The sequence below is a fragment of the Chelatococcus sp. YT9 genome (assembly GCF_018398315.1).
In the GTDB taxonomy this organism is placed as follows: Bacteria; Pseudomonadota; Alphaproteobacteria; order Rhizobiales; family Beijerinckiaceae; genus Chelatococcus.
In genome coordinates, this window is sequence record NZ_JAHBRW010000001.1 from 1,422,808 (window position 1) to 1,443,634 (window position 20,827).

A 20,827-nucleotide genomic window follows, 5' to 3' on the forward strand; every position below is an offset into this window, starting at 1 on the left:
TCCGGATTGTCGCGCCAGCCTGTCGCCCGAAGTTCTTCAGAGTTTAAGCCCATGACAGGTCCTGCCACAGGGGATCGGCCCAGTTGAAACCCTCGGTTCCGGCACACCGCGGCCGATCACGGCGGGATGATCCGCCTGGACTCGCCGCGCGTCGCATGGCCGCGGCGGCGTTGACTCGCATCCTGGGCCATAGCGAGGGCTTGGAAGATCTGTTTGACGGCACCGCAGCACGCCGTGCCGCTTCACGGGATAGCAGGCCCGCTGGCGTCGAGCTCGATCTGCGCGACAGGGCTTTGGCGCGCGCCATTACGACCGCCGCCCTTCGCCGTCTCGGCACCCTGCGCAAGGCGATAGGCGACCGTCTGCAGAAGGGCCTGCCGCGCAACTCCGGCGCGCTTGAGGCCATCCTGCTCGTCGGGGCGGCCCAGTTGCTGCTGCTCGACGTACCGGATCACGCGGCTGTGACCACAGCGGTGGACCTTGCCCGCGGCGACAAGCGCGCTTTTCCCTATGCCAAGCTGGTCAACGCCGTGCTGCGCCGTATCGCAGCCGACCGTGAGGCGATCCTGGCCGCGACAGATCCTTTCGATGTCGATACGCCGACGTGGCTGCGCTCCCGCTGGAGCGACGCGTACGGCGAGGCGACAGCACGGCAGATCGCGGCTGCGCACGGGCGAGAGCCCTCGATCGACATCACCGTGAAAGCCGACGCGCCGCATTGGGCGGAACAGCTCGGCGGCCTCCTCCTTCCAACCGGATCGATCCGCCTGACGACGCGAACGCCTGTGGCGGAACTGCCCGGCTATGCCGAGGGCGCCTGGTGGGTGCAGGATGCCGCGGCCGCCGTTCCGGCTCGGCTCCTTCGCGTCCGGCCTGGCGAGACAGTGCTCGATCTCTGCGCCGCGCCGGGCGGCAAGACGGCTCAGCTCGCAGCCGCCGGCGCCGACGTCACCGCCGTGGACAGAGCTGAAGCGAGGCTGGAGCGCCTCAAGGAGAACATGAAGCGGCTCAGGCTCACTGCGGCCTGTCGGAGGGCGGACGCGGGCACCTTTCAGCACCCGCCCGCCGATGCCGTCCTGCTCGACGCGCCGTGCAGCGCGACCGGCACTATTCGCCGCCATCCTGATGTGGCCTGGACAAAGCGCCCGGAGGATATTGCGGCGCTGGCTTTGATCCAGCAGCAGTTGCTGGACCATGCGGCCAGCCTGGTCAAACCCAGAGGCGTGCTCGTCTATTGCACCTGCTCCCTTGAGCCCGAGGAAGGTGAAGCACAGACCAGTGCATTCCTCGCCCGGCATCCGGAATTCCGTCGCGAGGCCATCGCAGCGGCCGAGGTCGGCGGTGTCGATCATCTCATCACGCGTGACGGCGACTTCCGCAGCCTTCCCAGCGCAAGCGTCACATTGGCCGATGGAACCGTCGTCGATGGCTTTGATGGCTTCTACGCCGCCCGTTTGCGGCGGAGTGACACCTGAAACGAGGGCAACTGAAACGTTAACTTCTGCCCGCTATCTTCGCCGATTGGTAACGGTGCTGGAGCACTGAGCGGTCATGCGCATCGACCGGTCGGTTGATACGGGACGGGATGAGTGGACGCAGTTGCCGTGAGGAGAGCTGAAGTACAGAAGACAAAAACGGTCGCGTCCCCAGGAACCGACCGTTGGCGTCTTTACGGGCTCGCCCTTGGCGAGGGCTGGCGACGCCTGCGCTATTGTGCCGTCAGCGCATGGCGCAGCGTTTTTTCCCTGCATCGTTTCGCGCCGGATCGCATTCTCATCGTGCCCCAGGACCTGCGGACCGCGGATCCGACCGTCGCGGGTGACATTTACTCCGGCTATTACGCTCTCGCCGGCCGGGTTGTGAATACGCGCGGATCATCCCCGTTCAACGAGGAGCCGCCGAGCCGCGCTTGGGCGGAGGCTCTTTATGGCTTTGGCTGGCTACGACATCTACGGGCCGCGGATTCGGCGCTGTCGCGCGCCAATGCGCGCGCCCTGGTCGATGATTTCTTCAATCACGCCACCTCGCGCCACGGCATCGCAACCAAGCCACGCGTCGCCGCGCGCCGGCTCATCTCGCTCCTCGATCACTCCCCACTCGTGCTCGACGGCGCTGACCGCGGCTTCTACCGGCGGTTCACGCGCACCCTCGGCCGGACCGCCGTTCAGCTCCAGCTTTCGGTCGCCGGCGGATTGCGAGGTAACGACAGGCTTATCGCAGCCGTCGCGCTGGCCTACGCCGGGCTCTGCCTGAACGGCCCGAGCCGGGTGCTACGGCAGGCGAACCGCCTGCTGACCGACGAGTTGAACCGCCAGGTGCTGCCCGATGGCGGCCATATCAGTCGCAATCCACGCGTCGTGGTGGAGCTCCTGACCGATCTGCTGCCGTTGAGCCAGACGTACGCGGCGAGGGGTGCTGAACCGCCGCCGGCGCTCATCGGCGCCATTGATCGGATGATGCCCGTACTGCGCATGTTCCGGCATGGCGAAGGATCGCTAGGCCTGTTCAACGGCATGGGTCTCACAAAGCCGGACCTCATCGCGACCCTCCTCGCCTATGACGACGTGCGCGCCAAGGCGATGGAACATGCACCGCACTCTGGCTACGAACGTCTCGAAGCCGGAGAGGCGATCGTCTTGATGGATGTCGGCACACCGCCCCCCGCTGAATTCTCGCGTGAGGCCCACGCTGGCTGCCTGTCCTTCGAAATGTCAGTCGGGGCGTACCGTCTCGTGGTGAATTGCGGAGCACCGCGCCCTGGCACCGGCCCGTCGGCATTCGCTGCGCGCTCCACAGCGGCTCACTCCACCGTCACCATGGGCGACGTGTCGTCCTGCCATTTTGCAGGCGCTACCAGCGGCAACACGGTCGGCTGGTGGCTCAGCCGCTTCATCGGCACCCCTGTGCTGTCAGGACCGCGCCACGTTCCAGCAACGCGAGAGACCCTCCCGGACGGCATCAGCATCAAGGCCTCGCACGATGGCTATCTCAGCCGCTTCGGAGTGATCCACGAGCGCCGGCTCGATCTGGGCGGACACGGCGACAGGCTCGAAGGCGAGGACAGCTTCATTTCGGAAGGGCCGGCGAGGCCCGGCGAGACTGACACGACGCTACGGTTCCATCTGCATCCCTCCGTCCGCGCCTCGCGGATCGCCGATGGCCCAGGCATCTTCCTCGTATTGCCGAACCAGGATTGCTGGAGCTTCGAGGCGGACGCGGGAGAACTCAGCCTTGAAGAGAGCGTGTTTTTCGCCGCCTCGGATGGGATCAGGCGCACGACACAAATCGTCGTGACCCTTGACGCCGGCTTGACGCGATCGGTGCGTTGGCGCTTCCTGCACCTCGGCCACAGACCGCAGGGGGAAAGCGAAAGCTGACCGCAGCGCCCCTTTCAGGGGAACCAGCGCGCCGAACCCGCGTCGATCCTGCAGCTTTTGCCGAAGGCCGCTTTCGTGCTAATCGCGACGCATCCACATCTAAGGTGGAGCGAAGCGACATTCTCGACGGAAGCCGATGCTTGAACATCCAAAGCCCCTGACACGTGCCCTTCTCTCGGTTTCGGACAAGACCGGCCTCGTCGATTTTGCCCGCAGCCTCATTGAACACGGCGTCTCGCTAATTTCCACCGGCGGCACATACAAGGCCATTGCCGAGGCAGGCCTGCCAGTCACGGAAGTGTCTGATGTCACCGGTTTTCCCGAGATGATGGATGGCCGCGTGAAGACCCTTCACCCTGCCGTCCATGGTGGTCTTCTCGCAATCCGCGAAAATCCCTCCCACCAGGCCGCGCTCCTTGCGCACGGCATCGCGACCATCGATCTGCTCGTCGTCAACCTCTATCCCTTCGAGGCGACGCTTGCGGGCGGCGGCTCCTTCGATGATTGCGTCGAGAACATCGACATCGGTGGCCCCGCCATGATCCGCGCCGCCGCCAAGAACCACACGGATGTCGCCGTTGTTGTTGAACCGTCCGACTACGAGGCGGTTCTGCAGGAGCTCGCCGCCCACGACGGGTCCACCACCCTGCCGTTGCGCCGCCGTCTCGCCCAGAAGGCCTATGCCCGCACCGCCAGCTATGACGCTGCCATCTCCAACTGGCTGGCCCGTGAGATCGGCGAGGAAGCGCCGGCTTTCCGCGCCTTGGGCGGTTCGCTGATCCAGCCCATGCGCTACGGCGAAAACCCCCATCAGCCGGGGGCGTTCTACCGTACGGCGGAAGCGAGGCCCGGCGTCGCCACTGCCCGCCAGCTCCAGGGCAAGCAGCTTTCCTACAACAACATCAACGACACCGATGCGGCCTTCGAATGCGTCGCGGAATTCGACCCCGCGCGCACGTCCGCCGTCGTCATCGTGAAACATGCCAATCCCTGCGGCGTGGCCGAGGGATCTTCCCTGCTCGAGGCTTATGAGAAGGCGCTGGCCTGCGACCCCGTCTCCGCCTTCGGCGGCATCGTCGCCCTCAACCAGACCTTGGATGCCGACGCAGCCCGCAAGATTGTCGAGATCTTCACTGAAGTCATCATCGCCCCCGACGCGAGCGAGGAGGCGATTGCATTGGTCGCCGCCAAGAAGAACCTGAGGCTTCTCCTGACCGGCGGCCTGCCGGATCCGCGCGCGCCGGGCCTCGGCTTCAAAACCGTGGGAGGGGGGTTCCTTGTCCAGGCGCGCGATAACGCCGTCATCGACGACATGCCGCTCGAGGTCGTGACGAAGCGCGCGCCAACGGAGGCCGAACGCGCCGATCTGATCTTCGCCTTCCGAGTCGCGAAGCACGTGAAGTCGAACGCCATCGTTTATGCCAAAGGCGGCGCGACCGTCGGTGTCGGCGCAGGCCAGATGAGCCGCGTCGACTCCTCGCGCATCGCGGCCTGGAAAGCTGCCGAGGCAGCCCGTACCGCCGGCTTGCCGCGCTCATTGGCCGAAGGTTCCGTCGTCGCGTCCGACGCCTTCTTCCCCTTTGCCGATGGGCTTCTGGCAGCGGCTGAGGCGGGGGCCACGGCCGTGATCCAGCCCGGAGGCTCGATGCGCGACGACGAGGTGATCAAGGCCGCCGATGGAGCCGGACTCGCAATGGTGTTCACCCGCCATCGCCATTTTCGCCACTGACCCGGGTGGCCGATGCCGGCGTCGGCCGGCAACACGGTTTGCGTAACAGGGAGACCCCAATGTTTCCGGAGCAACTCACGGCAGGCTATCGGGCTTTTCTCGATAGCCGTTTTCCCAGCGAGCGCAGCCGCTACAAGCAGTTGGCGGAAAAGGGACAGAAGCCGGAGGTCATGGTCATCGGCTGCTGCGATTCGCGTGTATCACCCGAGGTGATCTTCGACGCCAGCCCCGGCGAGCTCTTCGTCGCCCGCAATGTGGCCAATCTGGTACCTCCTTACGAGACCGGAGGCGACTTCCATGGGACCAGCGCCGCGCTCGAATTCGCGGTGCAGGCGCTCAAGGTCAAGCACATCGTTGTGCTCGGCCATGCGAGCTGTGGTGGCATCCGCGCCTTCGCTGATGACGCCGAACCCTTGTCACCGGGTAATTTCATTGGCAAATGGATGGCCCTTATCGCGCCCGCCGCAGAGAAGCTCGGCAGTCCCGCCGGGGACCGCAGCTCCTATCTGACAAAGCTCGAGCATGCCGCGATCGAGATGAGCCTCGCCAATCTCATGACCTTCCCCTGCATCGAGATCCTGGTGAACCAGGGCCGGCTCCAGCTGCATGGCGCCTATTTCGGCGTGGCGAGCGGACAGCTTCTCGTGCGGGACCCCGCAACTGGCGTCTTTGAGGCCGTTTTTCCGGACCACCCCGGCAGAGCCTCGTTGTTCGACTGCCGGTGATCCCCGGCCGCCTATCGCGAGCTCACGCCACAAAGCAAAAGCGCGGCCATGAAGCCGCGCCTTTTCCTATGACCGCTCTGTTGCGCGAGGTTACGCCGCCTTGGCCTTCGGCGTGATCAGCTTACGGTTCACCAGGGCCTCGGCGATCTGCACCGCGTTGAGCGCCGCACCCTTGCGGAGATTGTCCGACACGACCCACATGGCGAGGCCATTCTCGACAGTGCCATCCTCACGAATGCGCGAGATGTAGGTCGCGTCTTCGCCGGCAGCCTCATGAGGAGTGATGTAGCCGCCGTCCTCGCGCTTGTCGATCACGACACAGCCAGGAGCCGAACGCAGGATATCCCGGGCCTCATCGGCCGTGATCGGCTTCTCGAACTCGATATTGACCGCTTCTGAATGGGAAATGAAAACCGGCACGCGTACCGCGGTAGCGGTCAGCTTGATCTTCGGGTCGAGGATCTTCTTGGTCTCCGCGACCATCTTCCACTCTTCCTTCGTGTACCCGTCCTCCATGAACACGTCGATATGGGGGATCAGGTTGAAGGCGATCCGCTTCGTGAACTTGGTGGTCTTGAGCTCGCCGGCGGTGAAGATGGAACGGGTCTGGTTGAACAGTTCGTCCATGCCGTCCTTACCGGCGCCGGAGACCGACTGATAGGTCGCCACCACGACACGCTTGATCACCGCGTGGTCATGCAGGGGCTTGAGTGCCACGACGAGCTGAGCGGTCGAGCAGTTGGGATTGGCGATGATGTTCTTCTTCGTGAAGCCGGCGACCGCCTCGGCATTCACCTCGGGCACCACCAGCGGCACGTCCGGGTCCATGCGCCACGTCGAGGAATTGTCGATGACGACCGCGCCCTGAGCGCCGATCCGCGGCGACCATTCCTTCGACACGGCGCCACCGGCCGACATCAGGCAGATATCGATATCGGAGAAATCGTAGGTCTCGAGATCCTTCACCTTCAGTGTCTTGTCACCGAAGGAGACCTCCTGACCGATGCTGCGACGTGACGCGAGAGCAACGACCTCGTCGGCGGGAAAGGCCCGATCGGCGAGGATCTCCATCATCTCACGGCCTACGTTGCCCGTGGCGCCGACCACGGCGACCTTGAACCCCATCATCATCTCCTGTTGCGCTTCTCTCCCCGTCACCTATGGCGCCTTGCGGCACCGTCCTCTCGCCCCGCGGGAGAGAGAACGGGGAACGAGCGGAGGCTCAGCCGGTCGCTTTCGCGACCGTCGTGACGGTTTTCCGTTTCGTCGTGGTGTGAAGCGCCACCATGGCTGTTCCGTCGCAATCCGGCTCAAGTCTGGGAGTGAGCAACATCAGACGGAGGCTCCTGTCAAGGGGGCAGATGCGAAAGCGGCCGACGGAGCGCACTAAATCACGAGTGGATTGCACAACATGCCACTAGCGCTCGAACCCGGCGGAGCGCTCAATCCGTATCGGGATATCCGCAATCCTTTGTTCACCCTTCGTGGAAAAAGGCGGGCACCAATAACGGGTGAACAACGTTGGGGGTCCAAAGTCGTGGCGTCGATGTGGCATGAGTGGGCGGTCACGCCCGGCTATCGCGTCCGGACCAACAGCAACGGATCTCGATCACGCTATGAATTCTCGTTACGGCGATACGAATTGGGACGAGGATTCGGAATTCACCCGGCTGGCTGACGCCATCTCCGGCAAACGCGCCGCGCCGAAAGGATCGCCCTACAAGACTCTGCACCGCCAGAGCACGAAGAAGCACGCGGGCAAGCCTGATCACGCGGGTATCTCGCATCATCGTGTGCATATCAGGGCAACACCCGATCGCCAGGTCCGTCGCGCGGCGCCCAAAAGCAATCGCATCAGTGCAGGGCTGGTCGCGCTCGGGCTTCTGGCCGCGGCCGGCGGGGCGCTCCTTACGCACAAGTTGCTCGAGCCGCCGGCCACTCCCGACGTGCGGGAAGAGCGCAACGCCCCGCTCGACTACACGATAAAGCCGACCCCGGCGGTCGATGCTCTGGGGCAGGCGCTTCCCATATGGGTTCGGCTGGCGAAACCGGCAATCACGGTCGTCAATCCGGCATCCGCGCTCAAGACCGTCGACGTTGCCTATGAAACTTGGCAGCACGGGCTTGGCGGGCAGCGGGACATCACGGTTTTCGGGCGCTTCACCGAGGGCCTTTACGTCTTCATGTCCTTCTACCGGCAGGGCGAGGAGGCGCAGGCCGCTCCAACATTCTTCGTCGACGCCGCGCGCCAGGCGGCCGAAGCCGGCATCGGCGTGATCCGAACGGATGTTCCGGCCGTTCGCTCAACGAAATTCGGCCCCACGGAGATGGCCAACGGCGTCTTGACCAATGGAACGCTGCGCCGCGACTGCCTCGTGTTCCGCAATCGCAGCGCCGACAGCAGCTTGAGCATATCAGGCTGGGCCTGCGGGGCTGCCGATCACCCGATCGAGGGCGACACGCTGGCCTGTCTGATCGACGGCACGGGGTTCGCGGCGAGTGACGCGGCGCTCAACCAGCACTTGGCTGCATCCGAGACCAAGAGGCGCCCGGGTTGCGCCGCCCAACCGGCCGCGCCCGCGAAATTGCCGCAGCGTCGCTCCTGACCCGACCGCCGGGCCGTGCCACATGCGCACGCAGCAGCGTGCAAACGCGACGGCTGCTCGCCTGCGCGGGAGACCGACAGCGAAGCGGCTCTGTTGCCTGAAATTGCATCATGGCATGTGAAGAGGCACGGGCGCCTTCTGGCGCGTTCCGCGTACCGTTTGACAACGATACACCAACGGTTACGATCGCCTCAGAACAGTTGCGTGCAGCAATGCATGCAGCGGATATACTAAGGGAACGCTCGTTAGTCTTTAGTATTACGGAAATTTGATCAACGTCTCGCTCCAACGTTGAGGGATGCCCTATTTGCGTATCTTTCGACAAGACGCCCGAGGACTTTCGATAGGACAGAATGATATCATCAGATGTCACCTCTATCTTGCCGGAACGCGCAAGTATTCCCGCGCAACGCAAATACAGATCGTCCGGGATCGTTTTTGACAATGAGCGCATATGGCATTGATGTTCAATGCAGCGAGGCGACTACCGTCAAAGCGAGGGGAAATAATCATGATCATGATGCGCAAAAACTGGAAGAGCGCCGCGATGGCCGGTGCCATGGCGGGGCTCATGGCGGGATTGCTGGCCAGCGTGTCACCTGTCGCAGCCGCCACCCCAAAAGATACGCTTGTGCTGGCTTGGGCAATCGACGACATCATCACGCTCGACCCGGCTGAATCGTTCGAGATCAGCGCCGGTGAGATCATGGGCAATACCTATGATCGGCTTGTGCGCTTCGATATCAACGATCCGTCCAAGCTTTACGGCGACATCGCCGATTCCTGGACAGTCTCGGACGACGGCAAGCTCTATACTTTCAAGCTGAAGCCGAACCTGAAATTTGCATCCGGCAACCCGCTGACGGCCGACGACGTCGTCTATTCGCTGCAACGGGCCGTCAAGCTCGACAAGACGCCGGCCTTCATCCTCACCCAGCTTGGATGGTCTAAGGACAACGTCGATAGCAAGGTCAAGAAGGTCGATGACCTGACCGTGACCCTCGAGACCGACAAGCCCTACGCGCCAAGCTTCGTCCTGAATTGCCTCACCGCCAATGTTGCGGCGATCATCGACAAGAAGCTCGTCGAGGCCAACGCCAAGGACGGCGACCTGGGCTATGGCTGGTTGAAGACACACTATGCCGGGTCCGGCCCGCTGAAGATCCGCGACTGGCGCGCCAACGAAATCCTCGCCATGGAGCGCAACGACAACTATTACGGCGAAAAATCCAAGCTGCCGCGCGTCATCTACCGCCACGTGAAAGAGAGCGCCACCCAGCGACTGCTCCTGGAAAAAGGCGATGTCGACATCGCGCGCAATCTGGAGCCCGGGGATCTCGACGCCGTCGCCAAGAATGCCGATGTGAGTGTCACCAATACGCCGAAGGGCACGATCTACTACTTCAGCCTCAACCAGAAGAACCCCACGCTGGCCAAGCCTGAGGTCCGGGAGGCCATGAAGTATCTCGTCGACTATGACGCGATCGGCAAGACCTTCATCAAGGGCATCGGCGAGATCCATCAGACCTTCCTGCCGAAGGGCCTGCTCGGCGCCTCCGATGAGAAGCCCTATAAGCTCGATGTCGCCAAGGCCAAGGAGCTTCTGGCCAAAGCAGGCCTGAAGGACGGGTTCACTATCACCATGGATGTGCGCAACACCCAACCGGTGACGGGCATAGCCGAAGCGGTGCAGCGCAGCTTCGCCCAGGCCGGCATCAAGATGGAAATCATTCCCGGAGACGGCAAACAGACGCTCACCAAATATCGTGCCCGCAATCATGACCTCTACATCGGTCAATGGGGGGCGGACTATTGGGACCCACATACGAATGCCGATACCTTTGCCCGCAATCCGGACAACTCCGACAACGCCTCCTCCAAGACCCTGGCTTGGCGCAATGATTGGGATATTCCGGAATTGACGAAGAAGGCCGATGCGGCCGTCCTGGAACGCGACACCGAAAAACGCGCTCAGCTGTACAAGGACATGCAGAAGGATGTGCTCGCGACGAGCCCCTATGTCATCATCTTCCAGATGATCGAGACGGCGGGCGTGCGCAAGGACGTCAAGGATTTCAAGCTCGGACCCACCTCGGACACGACCTACACCTTCAAGGCTTCCAAGAGCTGACGGCGCGTCATGGTCGTCACTGAGACGCCCCGGCCGGGTGGCATCAAGCCCACCCGGCCTCGCGCGAGATCCCGTTCATTAGCGGCCGCATCCAGCGTCGGGCGCTTCCTCGTCATCGTCGTTCTGACCTATCTCGGCCTACTGGCGGTCACGTTCTTCATCGGACGGGTCATTCCCGTCGATCCCGTGCTCGCCATCGTGGGTGACCGCGCGCCCACCCATGTGGTCGAACGCACCCGGGAGGAGCTCGGTCTCAACAAGCCGCTCATCGAGCAGTTCGTCATCTACGTCCGCAACGTGCTGACAGGAGACCTCGGCACATCGGTGCTGACATCGAACCGCGTGATCGACGATATCCGGCGCGTCTTTCCGGCCACGCTCGAGCTCGCGACGCTCGGCACACTCATCGGCGCTGTCTTCGGCATTCCGCTCGGCGTGCTTGCGGCCGTCAGGCGCGGAAGCCTTGCCGACCAGCTCGTGCGCGTGATCGGGCTCGTCGGCTATTCCGTGCCGATCTTCTGGCTCGGTCTGATGGCCCTGCTCGTCTTCTATGCGCGCCTCGGCTGGACGGAGGGACCGGGCCGCTTCGACATCATCTATGAATACACGATCACGCCGGTGACCGGCATTCTGCTCCTCGACACGGCGATGGCAGGGGAATGGGACGCGTTCCGCAACGTCGCGGGCCATCTCATCCTGCCCTCGGCGCTGCTCGGCTATTTCTCGCTGGCCTATATCAGCCGCATGACACGCTCGTTCATGCTGAACGAGCTCAGTCAGGAATATGTCGTCGCTGCCCGTGCCAAGGGCATTTCCGAGGCGCGCGTCATCTGGCGCCATGCCCTGCGTAACGCCGCCGTACCGCTCGTGACCGTGATCGTGCTGTCCTACGCCGGCCTGCTTGAAGGATCGGTGCTGACCGAATCCGTCTTTGCCTGGCCAGGGTTAGGACTTTACATCACCAATTCGCTCCAGAATGCCGACATGAACGCGGTGCTCGGCGGCACCATCGTGGTCGGCTCGGTCTTCATCGGGCTCAATCTCCTGTCGGACCTGCTCTATCGCTTCCTCGATCCAAGGACGAAGCGGCGATGAAGGCCGGCGAGCAGCGACATCTCATCATGACAGACATGCGATGACGGATATGGCTCAGCCCCAGGACTGGCGGGCATGGCTCACCAGCGATCGGCCGGCCTCTCGCAGCCAAGCACGCCTCGGCCGCGCCTTCGCCGGCTGGCAGCGTTTCACGGCCAACAAATTGGCCATGGTCGGCTTGGCGATCGTGCTCGGCCTCGTGCTGGTCGCGATCTTCGCAGACGTGATCGCCCCCTATTCCCCGGTGGAAGGGGGGGACCTGCGCACTGAAAGGCTGTTGCCACCAAGCGCCGCCCATCTCTTCGGGACCGACGACCAGGCGCGTGACATCTTCTCGCGCGTGGTCTACGGCTCGCGCATCACGCTGTTCGTCGTGGTGCTGGTCGCCATCATCGCCGCGCCCATCGGCCTTGTCGTCGGCACCGTCGCTGGCTATGCCGGCGGCTATGTCGATGCCATCCTGATGCGCATCACGGATATTTTCCTCGCCTTCCCGAAGCTCATTCTGGCGCTCGCGTTCGTTGCCGCGCTCGGCCCGGGAATCGAGAATGCGGTCATCGCGATCGCCATCACCTCATGGCCGCCATATGCCCGCATTGCTCGCGCCGAAACGCTCACCATCCGCTCCAGCGAATTCATCGCGGCCGTTGAACTGATGGGCGCATCCTCCTGGCGCATCGTGCTCCGCCACATCATGCCGCTGTGCGTGTCCTCTTTGATCATCCGCGTTACCCTCGACATGGCCGGCATCATCCTCACGGCCGCGGGCCTCGGCTTCCTGGGTCTCGGGGCTCAGCCGCCACTGCCGGAATGGGGCGCGATGATCGCCTCCGGCCGGCGTTTCGTGCTCGATCAATGGTGGGTCGCCGCCGCGCCGGGCGCCGCAATCTTCATCGTCAGCCTGGGCTTCAACCTGCTCGGCGATGGCCTGCGCGACGCGCTCGATCCCAAGGCCTCGGACCAATGAGCGGCGGACCTGTGAGCGATGGCCATGCGGCGGATCCGCGACTGAGCAAGCCGCTCCTCGAGGTCGAGGACCTGCGGGTGAGCTTCCCAAGCCGCAATGGTCCTGTCGAGGCGGTGCGTGGGGTCTCCTTCACCCTGGGGCGGGAAAGACTCGGCATCGTTGGGGAATCCGGCTCAGGGAAATCCCAGACGGGTCGCGCCATCATGGGGCTGACGCCGCCGCATGCCGAGATCACCGCGAGACGCCTCGCCTTCGCCGGAACGGACCTGATGGAGCTTTCAGCGCGCGAGCGGCGCGCCTTCCGCGGCGAGCGTATCGCGATGATCCTGCAGGACCCGAAATATTCGCTCAATCCCGTCATGACCATCGGCCAGCAGATCACAGAGACCCTGCGCGCCCACAGCGATGTGACGCGCGCGGTCGCGCGCGACCGCGCGTTGGAAATGCTAGCCGCGGTGCAGATCCGTGATCCCGAGCGCATTTTCGGGCTCTATCCGCATGAGGTGTCCGGCGGCATGGGCCAGCGCGCCATGATAGCCATGATGCTGATAGCCGACCCGGAGCTTCTGATCGCCGATGAGCCGACCTCCGCGCTCGATGTCACCGTGCAGCTGCAGGTTCTCGGTATTCTCGACCGGCTGGTCAGCGAGCGCGGGATGGGGCTCATCTTCATTTCCCACGATCTCCGGCTCGTCTCCTCCTTCTGCGACCGCGTCCTCGTGATGTATCGCGGGCGGATCGTCGAGGAGATCGCCGCCAATCGGCTCAGTGAGGCCACGCATCCCTACACCCGCGGGCTCATCAACTGCCTGCCGAAGATCGGCGATGACCGCCACCCCCTGCCGGTGCTCGACAGGCGGCCGGAGTGGGCGCAATGACCGACGCCCTCACCATCAGCAACCTCACTGTCTATTTCGAGGATTTCGCGGCAGTCGATGGTGTTTCCTTCAGCGTGCCGGCGGGTTCGTCCTTCGGGCTCGTCGGGGAGTCGGGCTCGGGCAAATCGACAGTACTGCGGGCCATCGTCGGGCTCGCGCCGGTGAGTGGCGGCGCCATTCTGCTCGACGGCAAGCCCGTCGCGCATCCACGCGGCAAGGCCTTCTACCGCCATGTCCAGATGGTGTTTCAGGACCCTTACGGCTCATTGCATCCCCGCCAGACCATTGACAGGGCCCTTGCCGAACCGCTCGCCATCCACGGCATCGGCGACGGCGAACGCCGCATCGCCCGCGCGCTCGACGAGGTGGGGCTGGGAAAAGGCTTTCGCTTCCGCTATCCGCACCAGCTGTCCGGCGGCCAGCGCCAGCGCGTCGCCATTGCGCGGGCGCTCCTTCTGGAACCGGAGGTGCTGCTCCTGGACGAGCCGACCTCTGCCCTCGATGCCTCCGTGCAGGCCGAAGTCCTCAATCTGCTGGAGCAGCTCAGACGCGAGCGCCGGCTGACCTACGTGCTCGTCAGCCATGACCTCGCTGTGGTCACCCATATGTGCGACCGGCTGCTTGTCATGCAGAAGGGGCAGGCGGTGGAGGAAATTTCGGCCCAGGATCTCGCCGCCCGCCAGATCAGCACCGCCTATACCCACGATCTCATGGTTGCGAGCGCCGGCTTCAGGCGAGGCTGAGCTTCGTGAGATCCCAGCCCCCACCCCTCCGCGCACGGGCGAGCGGTATGGCATTGTTAGCGAAAACAGACTGCGCGCAGCGTGCCGCGGCGGAGGAGCTACGGGCCGCGATATGCAATTCGCGACGTGAGACCCCCTCCCCTGCGGCAGGGAGCAACGGGGCCGACGCTTACCGCCGGCCAGCCCGCCGGGCCGCCAGCGCCACTGACCAGAGGCATTTCAAGGCCAATTCACTGGCAAGGCCCGCCTGCCGTCGTGTCGCAGCAACACCGGCACCAAGGTCAACGACAACGCCACGCAGCATCGGCGTCGTCCAGACCCGCAACTGCCGCTCTACGGTGCTTTCGCGCTTGAAATAGAGGCCGCGCATCGTCTTTACGGCCGCGGCCGTCGGCGCGCCGCGATCAACACCGACGCGCGCCTGCGCCAACATGAGCGCATGCCGTAACGCATAGCCCAGCAGCGTCCCGGCATCCGTCCCCTCACCCATGAGCCTGGTGAAAGCTCGGTCGAGTTCAACCAAGTCGCCCGTAAAGGCGGCGTCGACAGCTGCATCCATGGCGAGCGCGGAAACATCGCCGATCACTGCCTCGATATCTTCGACGGTGATAGCCCCTTTGCCATGGGCATAGAGGACGAGCTTGTCGATCTCGCCCCGCGTTGCGCCACGGTCGGCGCCGAGGAGGCCTAGCAGATGCGCCTTGGCCTCGGCATCGATGGTGAGCCCTGCGCTCTTTACGCTCGTGTCGATGAGCGCCGCGAGGCTGCGAGCGTCGTCGGCATAGCAGGCGATCGCGAGCGCGGCCGGCGATTTCTCGCAGAGAACGCGGAGCGGCGAAGACTTCTGGAGTTCGCCCGCCTCGATGACGATGATGGCGTCCTCCGGCGGCGTCGCCAGCACCGTCGTGACGGCAGGAGCCAGATTGCGGCTGCCGACCCTGACGCGAATGGCACGCTTGCCGCCGAAGAGCCCGATGGTATTGGCCTCGTCGGCCAGCCGCAGAGGGTCGCCGGCGATATCGTCGCCGTCCATCTTGACGAGCTGGAAAGGATCGCCCGGATCACTGACGCTGCGTTCCGCGAGCGCCCGCGCTCGCTCCGAAACAAGCCCGCCGTCAGGACCATACAGGAGCACGACGGCAGCGCGGAGATCCTGCCGCCGCAGCACCGTCTCGGCATCGCTGGCCTTGACCGCGACCATCGGCGATCAGAGGCCCGCGACCTGCCGATTGGCCATCCGCGCCGCAAGCTGGGTCTTGATCTGTTCAGCCAGCTGCTTGGCGACCAGGATCTCCGCATCCCGGGCCGCGCGCAGGGACGCAAAGCGTTGCGGGCTACGGTCGTAGGACGCGGATGCAACGGCCTTGCCTGTGAAGATCGGATCACCCCCGGCGTAGGGCCGGAGCGTGTAGTTCGCGGTCCCGATCAGTGTCGCCGACTGTGCGTTACCGGTGGACGAATCGACGATCGCGGTCTGAACGCGCTCTGAAACCGTCAACTCGAGCCGGTAACGTTTGTCGCCGGCCGGGGCGCCCCCGTTTAGCGCAAAAACGGTCTCGTTGCGCAGGTAGTGAGCCATGCGCTCCTGGCCGACGGCCGCCCCCATCGGAGCGACCTCGATCGCAGCCAGGTCCGACCGCACAGAAGTGCCGGCAGACGTCGTCCCATAAAGTGGGCGGAAACATCCGCCCAGCGACAAGGCGACGGCCAGTGTGAGCACAACGGGTAGAAGCGGTGCTCGACGCTTCACGTCAGGCGACGACATTCACGATCCTTTGCGGAACCACAATGATCTTCTTGATCGGCCGCCCCTCAACGGCCCGCTGCACGGCTTCCAACGCGAGCACCGCCGCCTCGACGGTCGCCGAATCGGCGTCACGAGCGACGGTGACATCGCCGCGGCGCTTGCCGTTGACCTGAACCGGCAGCGTGATCTCGTCCTCGACGAGGAGAGAACTGTCTGCGACCGGCCATGCGGTCTCAGCCACCAGGTTGGTATAGCCGAGAACCGACCAGCATTCTTCGGCGAGATGCGGCATCATTGGGGCGGCGAGTTGCACGAGAATGGTCGCCGCCTCGTAGAGCGCGAAACGCATGTCGGCCGAGATATCCTCGATACCGCCAGCCTCGCCCGCCTGACGCGCACCAACGGCCGCCGCTTGGAGGGCATTGGTGAGTTCATAGAGCTGGGCTACGGCGCGGTTGAAGCGCAGGCGTTCGATATCCTCTCCGGCCGTCGCCAGCGCGCGATGGGCGGCTTTGCGCAACGCGAGCGAGGCCGCGTCGAGCTCGGTGGCCGCCGGCTCGTCCTTCACGATGCCCGTTATGGTGGCAACTTCATTGATGAGGCGCCAGACACGCTGGACGAAGCGGTGAGAACTTTGCACCCCGTCCTCTGTCCAGATGACGTCGCGCTCGGGCGGCGAGTCCGACAGCATGAAGAAGCGCGCGGTATCCGCGCCGAAGGTGCCGATGATGTCGTCAGGGTCGACCGTGTTCTTCTTCGACTTCGACATCTTCTCGATGGAGCCGATCTCGACATCCGCGCCAGTGGACAGCTCGATGGCGCGGCGCTCGCCGCCTTCCGTGGTGATACGGATCTCTGATGGCTGCAGCCATTGCCCGTCCACCCCGCGGTAGGTCTCATGCACCACCATGCCCTGGGTGAACAAGCCCTCGAAGGGCTCGTCCAGCCCGGAATGGCCGGTTGCGCTCATGGCCCGCATGAAGAAGCGGGAGTAGAGGAGATGCAGGATCGCATGCTCCACGCCGCCGATGTACTGGTCCACCGGCAGCCAGCGATCGACCACCGCCCGGTCCGTCGGCTCGGTTTCCAGGAAGGGATCGGTGAAGCGGGCATAGTACCAGGACGAATCCACGAAGGTGTCCATGGTGTCGGTCTCACGCACCGCCGGCTTGCCGCAGTTGGGGCAGGCCACATGCTTCCAGGTGGGATGGCGGTCGAGCGGATTGCCCGGCACGTCGAAGGAGACGTCCTCGGGCAGAGTCACCGGGAGGCTTTCGGCGGGCACCGGAACGACACCGCAGCTCTCGCAGTGAATGATCGGGATCGGGCAGCCCCAATAGCGCTGGCGTGACACACCCCAGTCGCGCAGGCGATAGTTGACCTTACGCTCGGCCACCGGCCGCCCGTCGAGGTCGCGACTTTCCAGACGCCTGGCGACCTCCTCCTTGGCCTCTGGAATGCCGAAGCCATCCAGAAAGGCCGAGTTGAAGAGACGGCCGTCGCCGTCATAAGCCGTGTCAGCGACGGTGAAGTCATCGTCGGCGCCGTCCGGGCGCACCACGGCCTTGACCGGCAGGCCGTAGGCCCGGGCGAACTCGAGGTCGCGCTGGTCATGCGCGGGGCAACCGAAGATGGCGCCCGTGCCGTAGTCCATCAGCACGAAATTGGCGACATAGACCGGCAGCGTCCAGTTGGGATCGAAGGGATGTACGGCCTTGAGGCCGGTGTCGAAACCGCGCTTCTCGGCCTTGTCGATGATCTCCTGAGCCGTGCCGGTGCGCTTGCACTCCTCGATGAAGGCCGCGAGCCCGGCATTGCCCTCGGCAGCCTTGCGGGCGATGGGATGATCCGCCGCGATCGCCACGAAGCTCGCGCCGAACAGGGTGTCCGGCCGCGTGGTATAAACCTGGACCTCACCGGGCTCACCGCCCTTGAGCGCGAAGCGGACCAAGAGGCCTTCCGACCGGCCGATCCAGTTCTTCTGCATGATGCGGACCTTCTCAGGCCAGCGCGTCAGCCCATCGAGGGCGTTCTCCAGGTCTTGCGCGTAACGTGTGATGGTGAAGAACCATTGCGTGAGCTCGCGCTGCTCCACCAGCGCGCCGGAGCGCCAGCCACGTCCATCGATGACCTGCTCGTTGGCGAGCACGGTATGGTCCACCGGATCCCAATTGACGCGCGCCGTCTTGCGAGAGACGAGGCCCGCCTTCAGGAAATCGATGAACATGCGCTGCTGGTGGCGATAATAAGCGGGATCGCAGGTCGCGATCTCCCGGCTCCAGTCGAGCGACAGGCCCATCGATTTCAACTGGTCGCGCATCGATGCGATATTGGCGTAGGTCCACTCGCGCGGATGCACCTTGTTCGCCATCGCCGCGTTCTCGGCCGGCATGCCGAAGGCGTCCCAGCCCATGGGGTGCAGCACGTTGAAACCCTTGGCGCGCTTGTAGCGCGCAACCACGTCGCCCATGGTATAGTTGCGCACGTGACCCATGTGGATGCGTCCCGAAGGATAGGGAAACATCTCGAGCACATAGTATTTTGGGCGCGGATCCGCATTGTCGGTGCGGAAGAGCTGACGCTCGTCCCACACCTTGCGCCATTTCGGCTCGGCTTCCTTCGGGTTGTAACGCTCCACGCTCATTGCTGTCGTCGGTCCGGTCGTTCGCTCCTGAGGGAGCGCAAAATGAAGGGAATCGGCTCAGAACCATGCCCCATGCGTCAAAAGCGGCGCAGCGGCATTGCCTCACCGAGGTCGATCGGACTAGGACACGAATGAAGGAAGCGGTCAACAATGGGCAGCCTTTTAACGCCCTCTGTGGCCGGATGGACAAAGACGGATTCAGTGAAAGATTTGGTGAGGACAATGGCTAGTGCATCGTCCATCGATACGAGTTCCGGGTCCGACGCTGCGACGCGGCTGGCAGCGGTTCGCGATGCCATTGCCCGCACCGCGCGTGAGGAAGGGCGCGATCCGTCCGACGTGACGCTCGTCGCTGTCTCCAAGACATTCGCCGCAGCGGAAATCCTGCCTGTGCTCGAGGCTGGCCAGCGCGTTTTCGGCGAAAACCGCGTTCAGGAAGCCAAGGCCAAATGGCCGGCGCTCCGGGAGCGCTTTCCGGGCGTCGAGCTCCATCTCATCGGGCCCTTGCAGAGCAACAAGGCCCGCGAGGCCGTGGCCCTGTTCGACGTCATCCACACGCTCGACCGCGAATCACTTGCCGCCGCGCTCGCCAAGGAAATTCCGCGCGAGGAAGCGGCCACCGGCCGCCGCCCCCGCCTCCTAGTCGAGGTCAACACCGGCCTCGAGCCGCAGAAGGCCGGCATTGCTCCGGCGGACCTCGATGCCTTTCTCGCCCGTCTGCGTGACCATCACGGTCTCGCGATCGAGGGCCTGATGTGCATCCCGCCAGCCGATGAACCGCCCTCCGCGCATTTCGCCCTGCTCGCGACGCTCGCGCGCCACCATGGCCTGCCGCTCCTGTCGATGGGCATGAGCGGCGATTTCGAGCAGGCGGTCATGCTCGGCGCGACCCATGTGCGCGTGGGGAGCGCCATTTTCGGGCACCGCCCGCCTCTCTAGCGGCAATCGTTACGCCTGTTAGAGGAGATCCCGCAGAGCGCCACGCGGCTCGGCCAGCCAGCGCTGGTCATCGAAAAGACAGGTCACCCTCTTTCCTCCGGCTGTGAGATGATATCGCAGCAATAGCCTCCCCACAGGCGCAAAGCCGGGCGGAAAAACGATGGTGAACGGCATCGGGGGCCGCAACGCTTCCAGGAAGTCCGTAAACTCCGATGCGGATATGGCCCGATCATCCGCTGGTTGGCCGTCCGGGCGTTCCTCCTGAAACAGATGGCGGGCCAGGATATCGCGGCCGCAAGCCGTTTGCCGGCAAAAGACTTGAATGGTGGCATCTCGGCCCAGCATTGAAAACGCCCCGGGCTCGACTGCTGACAAGCCGAGTGCATCGACCTCGAAGGTGGCAAAGCGCCGATGACGCGGCGTGGTCAGGTACATCTGGCTCAGCGGCAATTGCGCCAGTATCCGGGCATCATCCGAGTTGCCGAGGTAGAGCAGAGCGGGATTCCGCATAAGGTGTTGCGTTCGCAGTCGCGTGAGGCGCTGCCCGTCCTTAGGTGACTGACCGCAGAGCCGTGCTAATCCGGTGTGAACGCTCGGCCGACTTCGGCATTTCACCGATAAAGTCAGGAAACCAGGCGGCCGGTGAAGTCACCAAGGTGATGGGAACGTCATTGGTGGCGAGGAAATTGTTGATGTGAAACATGGCGTTGTCGGTCAAGCCTGGAGCCAGGTTGACGCGGAAACGCGGCTGAACCCCAAGATCGAGGAGGAAATGGCCAATATCGAGCGCCCCGATCAACCTGTCGCGCCCGTGGTCATGGGGCGGCAGCCAAACCGACGGAAAGATTTTCGCCCGGCGGTCCATCAAGCCACGGCGGATGCGCCCGAAGGAAGATGGTACATCGGGGAAAAGATGGGTGCGGCCTATGACTTGTCGGCCATCCGGGGCGGCAATGAAACCGAGGTGAACGGTGCTGAACTCGGGCAACACCGACAGACAGCCTCGTACGGCTGGCGAAAAACTCGAGCCACGGTTACAGAACGTCGCAAATCGGTAATCCGGGGACGACTCAACATAAAACCTGCATTGCTTTATAACTGCCGCGGAAATATTTCCGATTTCATTACCGAGAAAAACAAACGCATTCTGCATATTTCACGCTCCTGCATGAGATATGCTTTCATATATTAAGCTATTTAATCATCGCAGATGGCGCATGATATTGCGCAGCACCTGCCGGATGCC

General features: G+C 63.9%; 17 protein-coding genes. 11 read left to right on the plus strand and 6 right to left on the minus strand.

The window, feature by feature from the left end; translation table 11 throughout:
• The first annotated feature begins 155 nt into the window (after nucleotides 1–155).
• The 4 genes from KIO76_RS06420 to KIO76_RS06435 all read left to right on the plus strand — a co-directional run bounded on the left by KIO76_RS06420 (nucleotide 156) and on the right by KIO76_RS06435 (nucleotide 5,831).
• Entirely contained in the window at nucleotides 156–1,475 is a 1,320-nt protein-coding gene (locus tag KIO76_RS06420; protein ID WP_213325083.1) for a transcription antitermination factor NusB, read from the plus strand.
• 114 nt (nucleotides 1,476–1,589) lie between these two features.
• Nucleotides 1,590–3,377: a heparinase II/III family protein gene (locus KIO76_RS31555; RefSeq protein ID WP_291976087.1), complete on the plus strand. Its 1,788-nt coding sequence runs from the start codon at nucleotides 1,590–1,592 to the stop codon at nucleotides 3,375–3,377.
• Nucleotides 3,378–3,513: 136 nt separating this feature from the next.
• Nucleotides 3,514–5,106, plus strand: a complete 1,593-nt coding sequence (purH, locus tag KIO76_RS06430; RefSeq protein WP_213321990.1) for a bifunctional phosphoribosylaminoimidazolecarboxamide formyltransferase/IMP cyclohydrolase — start codon at nucleotides 3,514–3,516, stop codon at nucleotides 5,104–5,106.
• Between the two features lie 59 nt (nucleotides 5,107–5,165).
• Nucleotides 5,166–5,831 carry a carbonic anhydrase gene (locus tag KIO76_RS06435; protein ID WP_213321991.1) on the plus strand — a complete coding sequence of 222 codons (666 nt, stop codon included), beginning with the start codon at nucleotides 5,166–5,168 and terminating at the stop codon, nucleotides 5,829–5,831.
• A 90-nt stretch (nucleotides 5,832–5,921) separates the two neighbouring features.
• Here KIO76_RS06435 and KIO76_RS06440 read toward each other — a convergent pair whose 3' ends face one another.
• A complete protein-coding gene (locus KIO76_RS06440; RefSeq protein WP_213321992.1) occupies nucleotides 5,922–6,956 on the minus strand; it encodes an aspartate-semialdehyde dehydrogenase in 1,035 nt (344 codons plus the stop codon).
• 491 nt (nucleotides 6,957–7,447) lie between these two features.
• Here KIO76_RS06440 and KIO76_RS06445 point away from each other — a divergent pair, with 491 nt between their 5' ends.
• The 6 genes from KIO76_RS06445 (at nucleotide 7,448) to KIO76_RS06470 (ending at nucleotide 14,251) form a co-directional block, all read left to right on the plus strand.
• Nucleotides 7,448–8,437 carry a hypothetical protein gene (locus tag KIO76_RS06445; RefSeq protein ID WP_213321993.1) on the plus strand — a complete coding sequence of 330 codons (990 nt, stop codon included), beginning with the start codon at nucleotides 7,448–7,450 and terminating at the stop codon, nucleotides 8,435–8,437.
• 511 nt (nucleotides 8,438–8,948) lie between these two features.
• Nucleotides 8,949–10,568, plus strand: a complete 1,620-nt coding sequence (locus KIO76_RS06450) for an ABC transporter substrate-binding protein (protein WP_213321994.1) — start codon at nucleotides 8,949–8,951, stop codon at nucleotides 10,566–10,568.
• A gap of 9 nt (nucleotides 10,569–10,577) precedes the next feature.
• Nucleotides 10,578–11,663, plus strand: coding sequence for an ABC transporter permease (locus KIO76_RS06455; RefSeq protein ID WP_213321995.1), 1,086 nt, complete (start codon nucleotides 10,578–10,580; stop codon nucleotides 11,661–11,663).
• Nucleotides 11,664–11,712: 49 nt separating this feature from the next.
• Nucleotides 11,713–12,630 (plus strand): ABC transporter permease, encoded by a 918-nt coding sequence (locus KIO76_RS06460; RefSeq protein ID WP_502761837.1) that lies wholly within the window; start codon nucleotides 11,713–11,715, stop codon nucleotides 12,628–12,630.
• Between the two features lie 11 nt (nucleotides 12,631–12,641).
• Nucleotides 12,642–13,508, plus strand: coding sequence for an ABC transporter ATP-binding protein (locus KIO76_RS06465; protein WP_291976088.1), 867 nt, complete (start codon nucleotides 12,642–12,644; stop codon nucleotides 13,506–13,508).
• Complete coding sequence (locus KIO76_RS06470) at nucleotides 13,505–14,251, plus strand: ABC transporter ATP-binding protein (RefSeq protein ID WP_213321998.1); 747 nt, start codon at nucleotides 13,505–13,507, stop codon at nucleotides 14,249–14,251. Before KIO76_RS06465 ends, KIO76_RS06470 begins: the two co-directional genes overlap by 4 nt.
• 169 nt (nucleotides 14,252–14,420) lie before the next feature.
• Here the strand turns inward: KIO76_RS06470 and holA are convergent, their stop codons facing one another.
• Genes holA through leuS form a run of 3 tightly spaced genes read right to left on the minus strand, consistent with a single transcriptional unit; the run spans nucleotide 14,421 to nucleotide 18,642 of the window.
• The gene (holA, locus tag KIO76_RS06475) at nucleotides 14,421–15,452 is read right to left on the minus strand and encodes a DNA polymerase III subunit delta (protein ID WP_213321999.1); all 1,032 of its coding nucleotides are present in this window, start codon (nucleotides 15,450–15,452) and stop codon (nucleotides 14,421–14,423) included.
• 6 nt (nucleotides 15,453–15,458) lie between these two features.
• Entirely contained in the window at nucleotides 15,459–16,016 is a 558-nt protein-coding gene (gene lptE, locus KIO76_RS06480; RefSeq protein ID WP_213322000.1) for an LPS assembly lipoprotein LptE, read from the minus strand.
• Nucleotides 16,003–18,642: a leucine--tRNA ligase gene (gene leuS / locus KIO76_RS06485; RefSeq protein ID WP_213322001.1), complete on the minus strand. Its 2,640-nt coding sequence runs from the start codon at nucleotides 18,640–18,642 to the stop codon at nucleotides 16,003–16,005. The genes lptE and leuS overlap by 14 nt, the downstream gene beginning before the upstream one ends.
• Nucleotides 18,643–18,864: 222 nt before the next feature.
• Between leuS and KIO76_RS06490 the strand changes: the two genes are divergently transcribed.
• Complete coding sequence (locus tag KIO76_RS06490) at nucleotides 18,865–19,581, plus strand: YggS family pyridoxal phosphate-dependent enzyme (RefSeq protein ID WP_213322002.1); 717 nt, start codon at nucleotides 18,865–18,867, stop codon at nucleotides 19,579–19,581.
• Between the two features lie 18 nt (nucleotides 19,582–19,599).
• On the opposite strand, the gene KIO76_RS06495 is transcribed toward KIO76_RS06490, so the two are convergent.
• Nucleotides 19,600–20,091 (minus strand): hypothetical protein, encoded by a 492-nt coding sequence (locus KIO76_RS06495; RefSeq protein ID WP_213322003.1) that lies wholly within the window; start codon nucleotides 20,089–20,091, stop codon nucleotides 19,600–19,602.
• 40 nt (nucleotides 20,092–20,131) lie between these two features.
• Complete coding sequence (locus KIO76_RS06500) at nucleotides 20,132–20,734, minus strand: hypothetical protein (protein WP_213322004.1); 603 nt, start codon at nucleotides 20,732–20,734, stop codon at nucleotides 20,132–20,134.
• Between the last annotated feature and the right edge of the window lie 93 nt (nucleotides 20,735–20,827).

Bases quoted from the DNA above. Each gene is read 5' to 3' on its own strand.
- leuS (WP_213322001.1), bottom strand. From the start codon at position 18,642: ATGAGCGTGGAGCGTTACAACCCGAAGGAAGCCGAGCCGAAATGGCGC.
- KIO76_RS06500 (WP_213322004.1), bottom strand. From the start codon at position 20,734: ATGCAGAATGCGTTTGTTTTTCTCGGTAATGAAATCGGAAATATTTCC.
- KIO76_RS06440 (WP_213321992.1), bottom strand. From the start codon at position 6,956: ATGGGGTTCAAGGTCGCCGTGGTCGGCGCCACGGGCAACGTAGGCCGT.
- KIO76_RS06495 (WP_213322003.1), bottom strand. From the start codon at position 20,091: ATGCGGAATCCCGCTCTGCTCTACCTCGGCAACTCGGATGATGCCCGG.
- KIO76_RS06455 (WP_213321995.1), top strand. From the start codon at position 10,578: ATGGTCGTCACTGAGACGCCCCGGCCGGGTGGCATCAAGCCCACCCGG.
- holA (WP_213321999.1), bottom strand. From the start codon at position 15,452: ATGGTCGCGGTCAAGGCCAGCGATGCCGAGACGGTGCTGCGGCGGCAG.
- lptE (WP_213322000.1), bottom strand. From the start codon at position 16,016: ATGTCGTCGCCTGACGTGAAGCGTCGAGCACCGCTTCTACCCGTTGTG.
- KIO76_RS06445 (WP_213321993.1), top strand. From the start codon at position 7,448: ATGAATTCTCGTTACGGCGATACGAATTGGGACGAGGATTCGGAATTC.
- KIO76_RS06470 (WP_213321998.1), top strand. From the start codon at position 13,505: ATGACCGACGCCCTCACCATCAGCAACCTCACTGTCTATTTCGAGGAT.
- KIO76_RS06435 (WP_213321991.1), top strand. From the start codon at position 5,166: ATGTTTCCGGAGCAACTCACGGCAGGCTATCGGGCTTTTCTCGATAGC.
- purH (WP_213321990.1), top strand. From the start codon at position 3,514: ATGCTTGAACATCCAAAGCCCCTGACACGTGCCCTTCTCTCGGTTTCG.
- KIO76_RS06420 (WP_213325083.1), top strand. From the start codon at position 156: ATGGCCGCGGCGGCGTTGACTCGCATCCTGGGCCATAGCGAGGGCTTG.
- KIO76_RS06490 (WP_213322002.1), top strand. From the start codon at position 18,865: ATGGCTAGTGCATCGTCCATCGATACGAGTTCCGGGTCCGACGCTGCG.
- KIO76_RS06450 (WP_213321994.1), top strand. From the start codon at position 8,949: ATGATCATGATGCGCAAAAACTGGAAGAGCGCCGCGATGGCCGGTGCC.
- KIO76_RS06460 (WP_502761837.1), top strand. From the start codon at position 11,713: ATGGCTCAGCCCCAGGACTGGCGGGCATGGCTCACCAGCGATCGGCCG.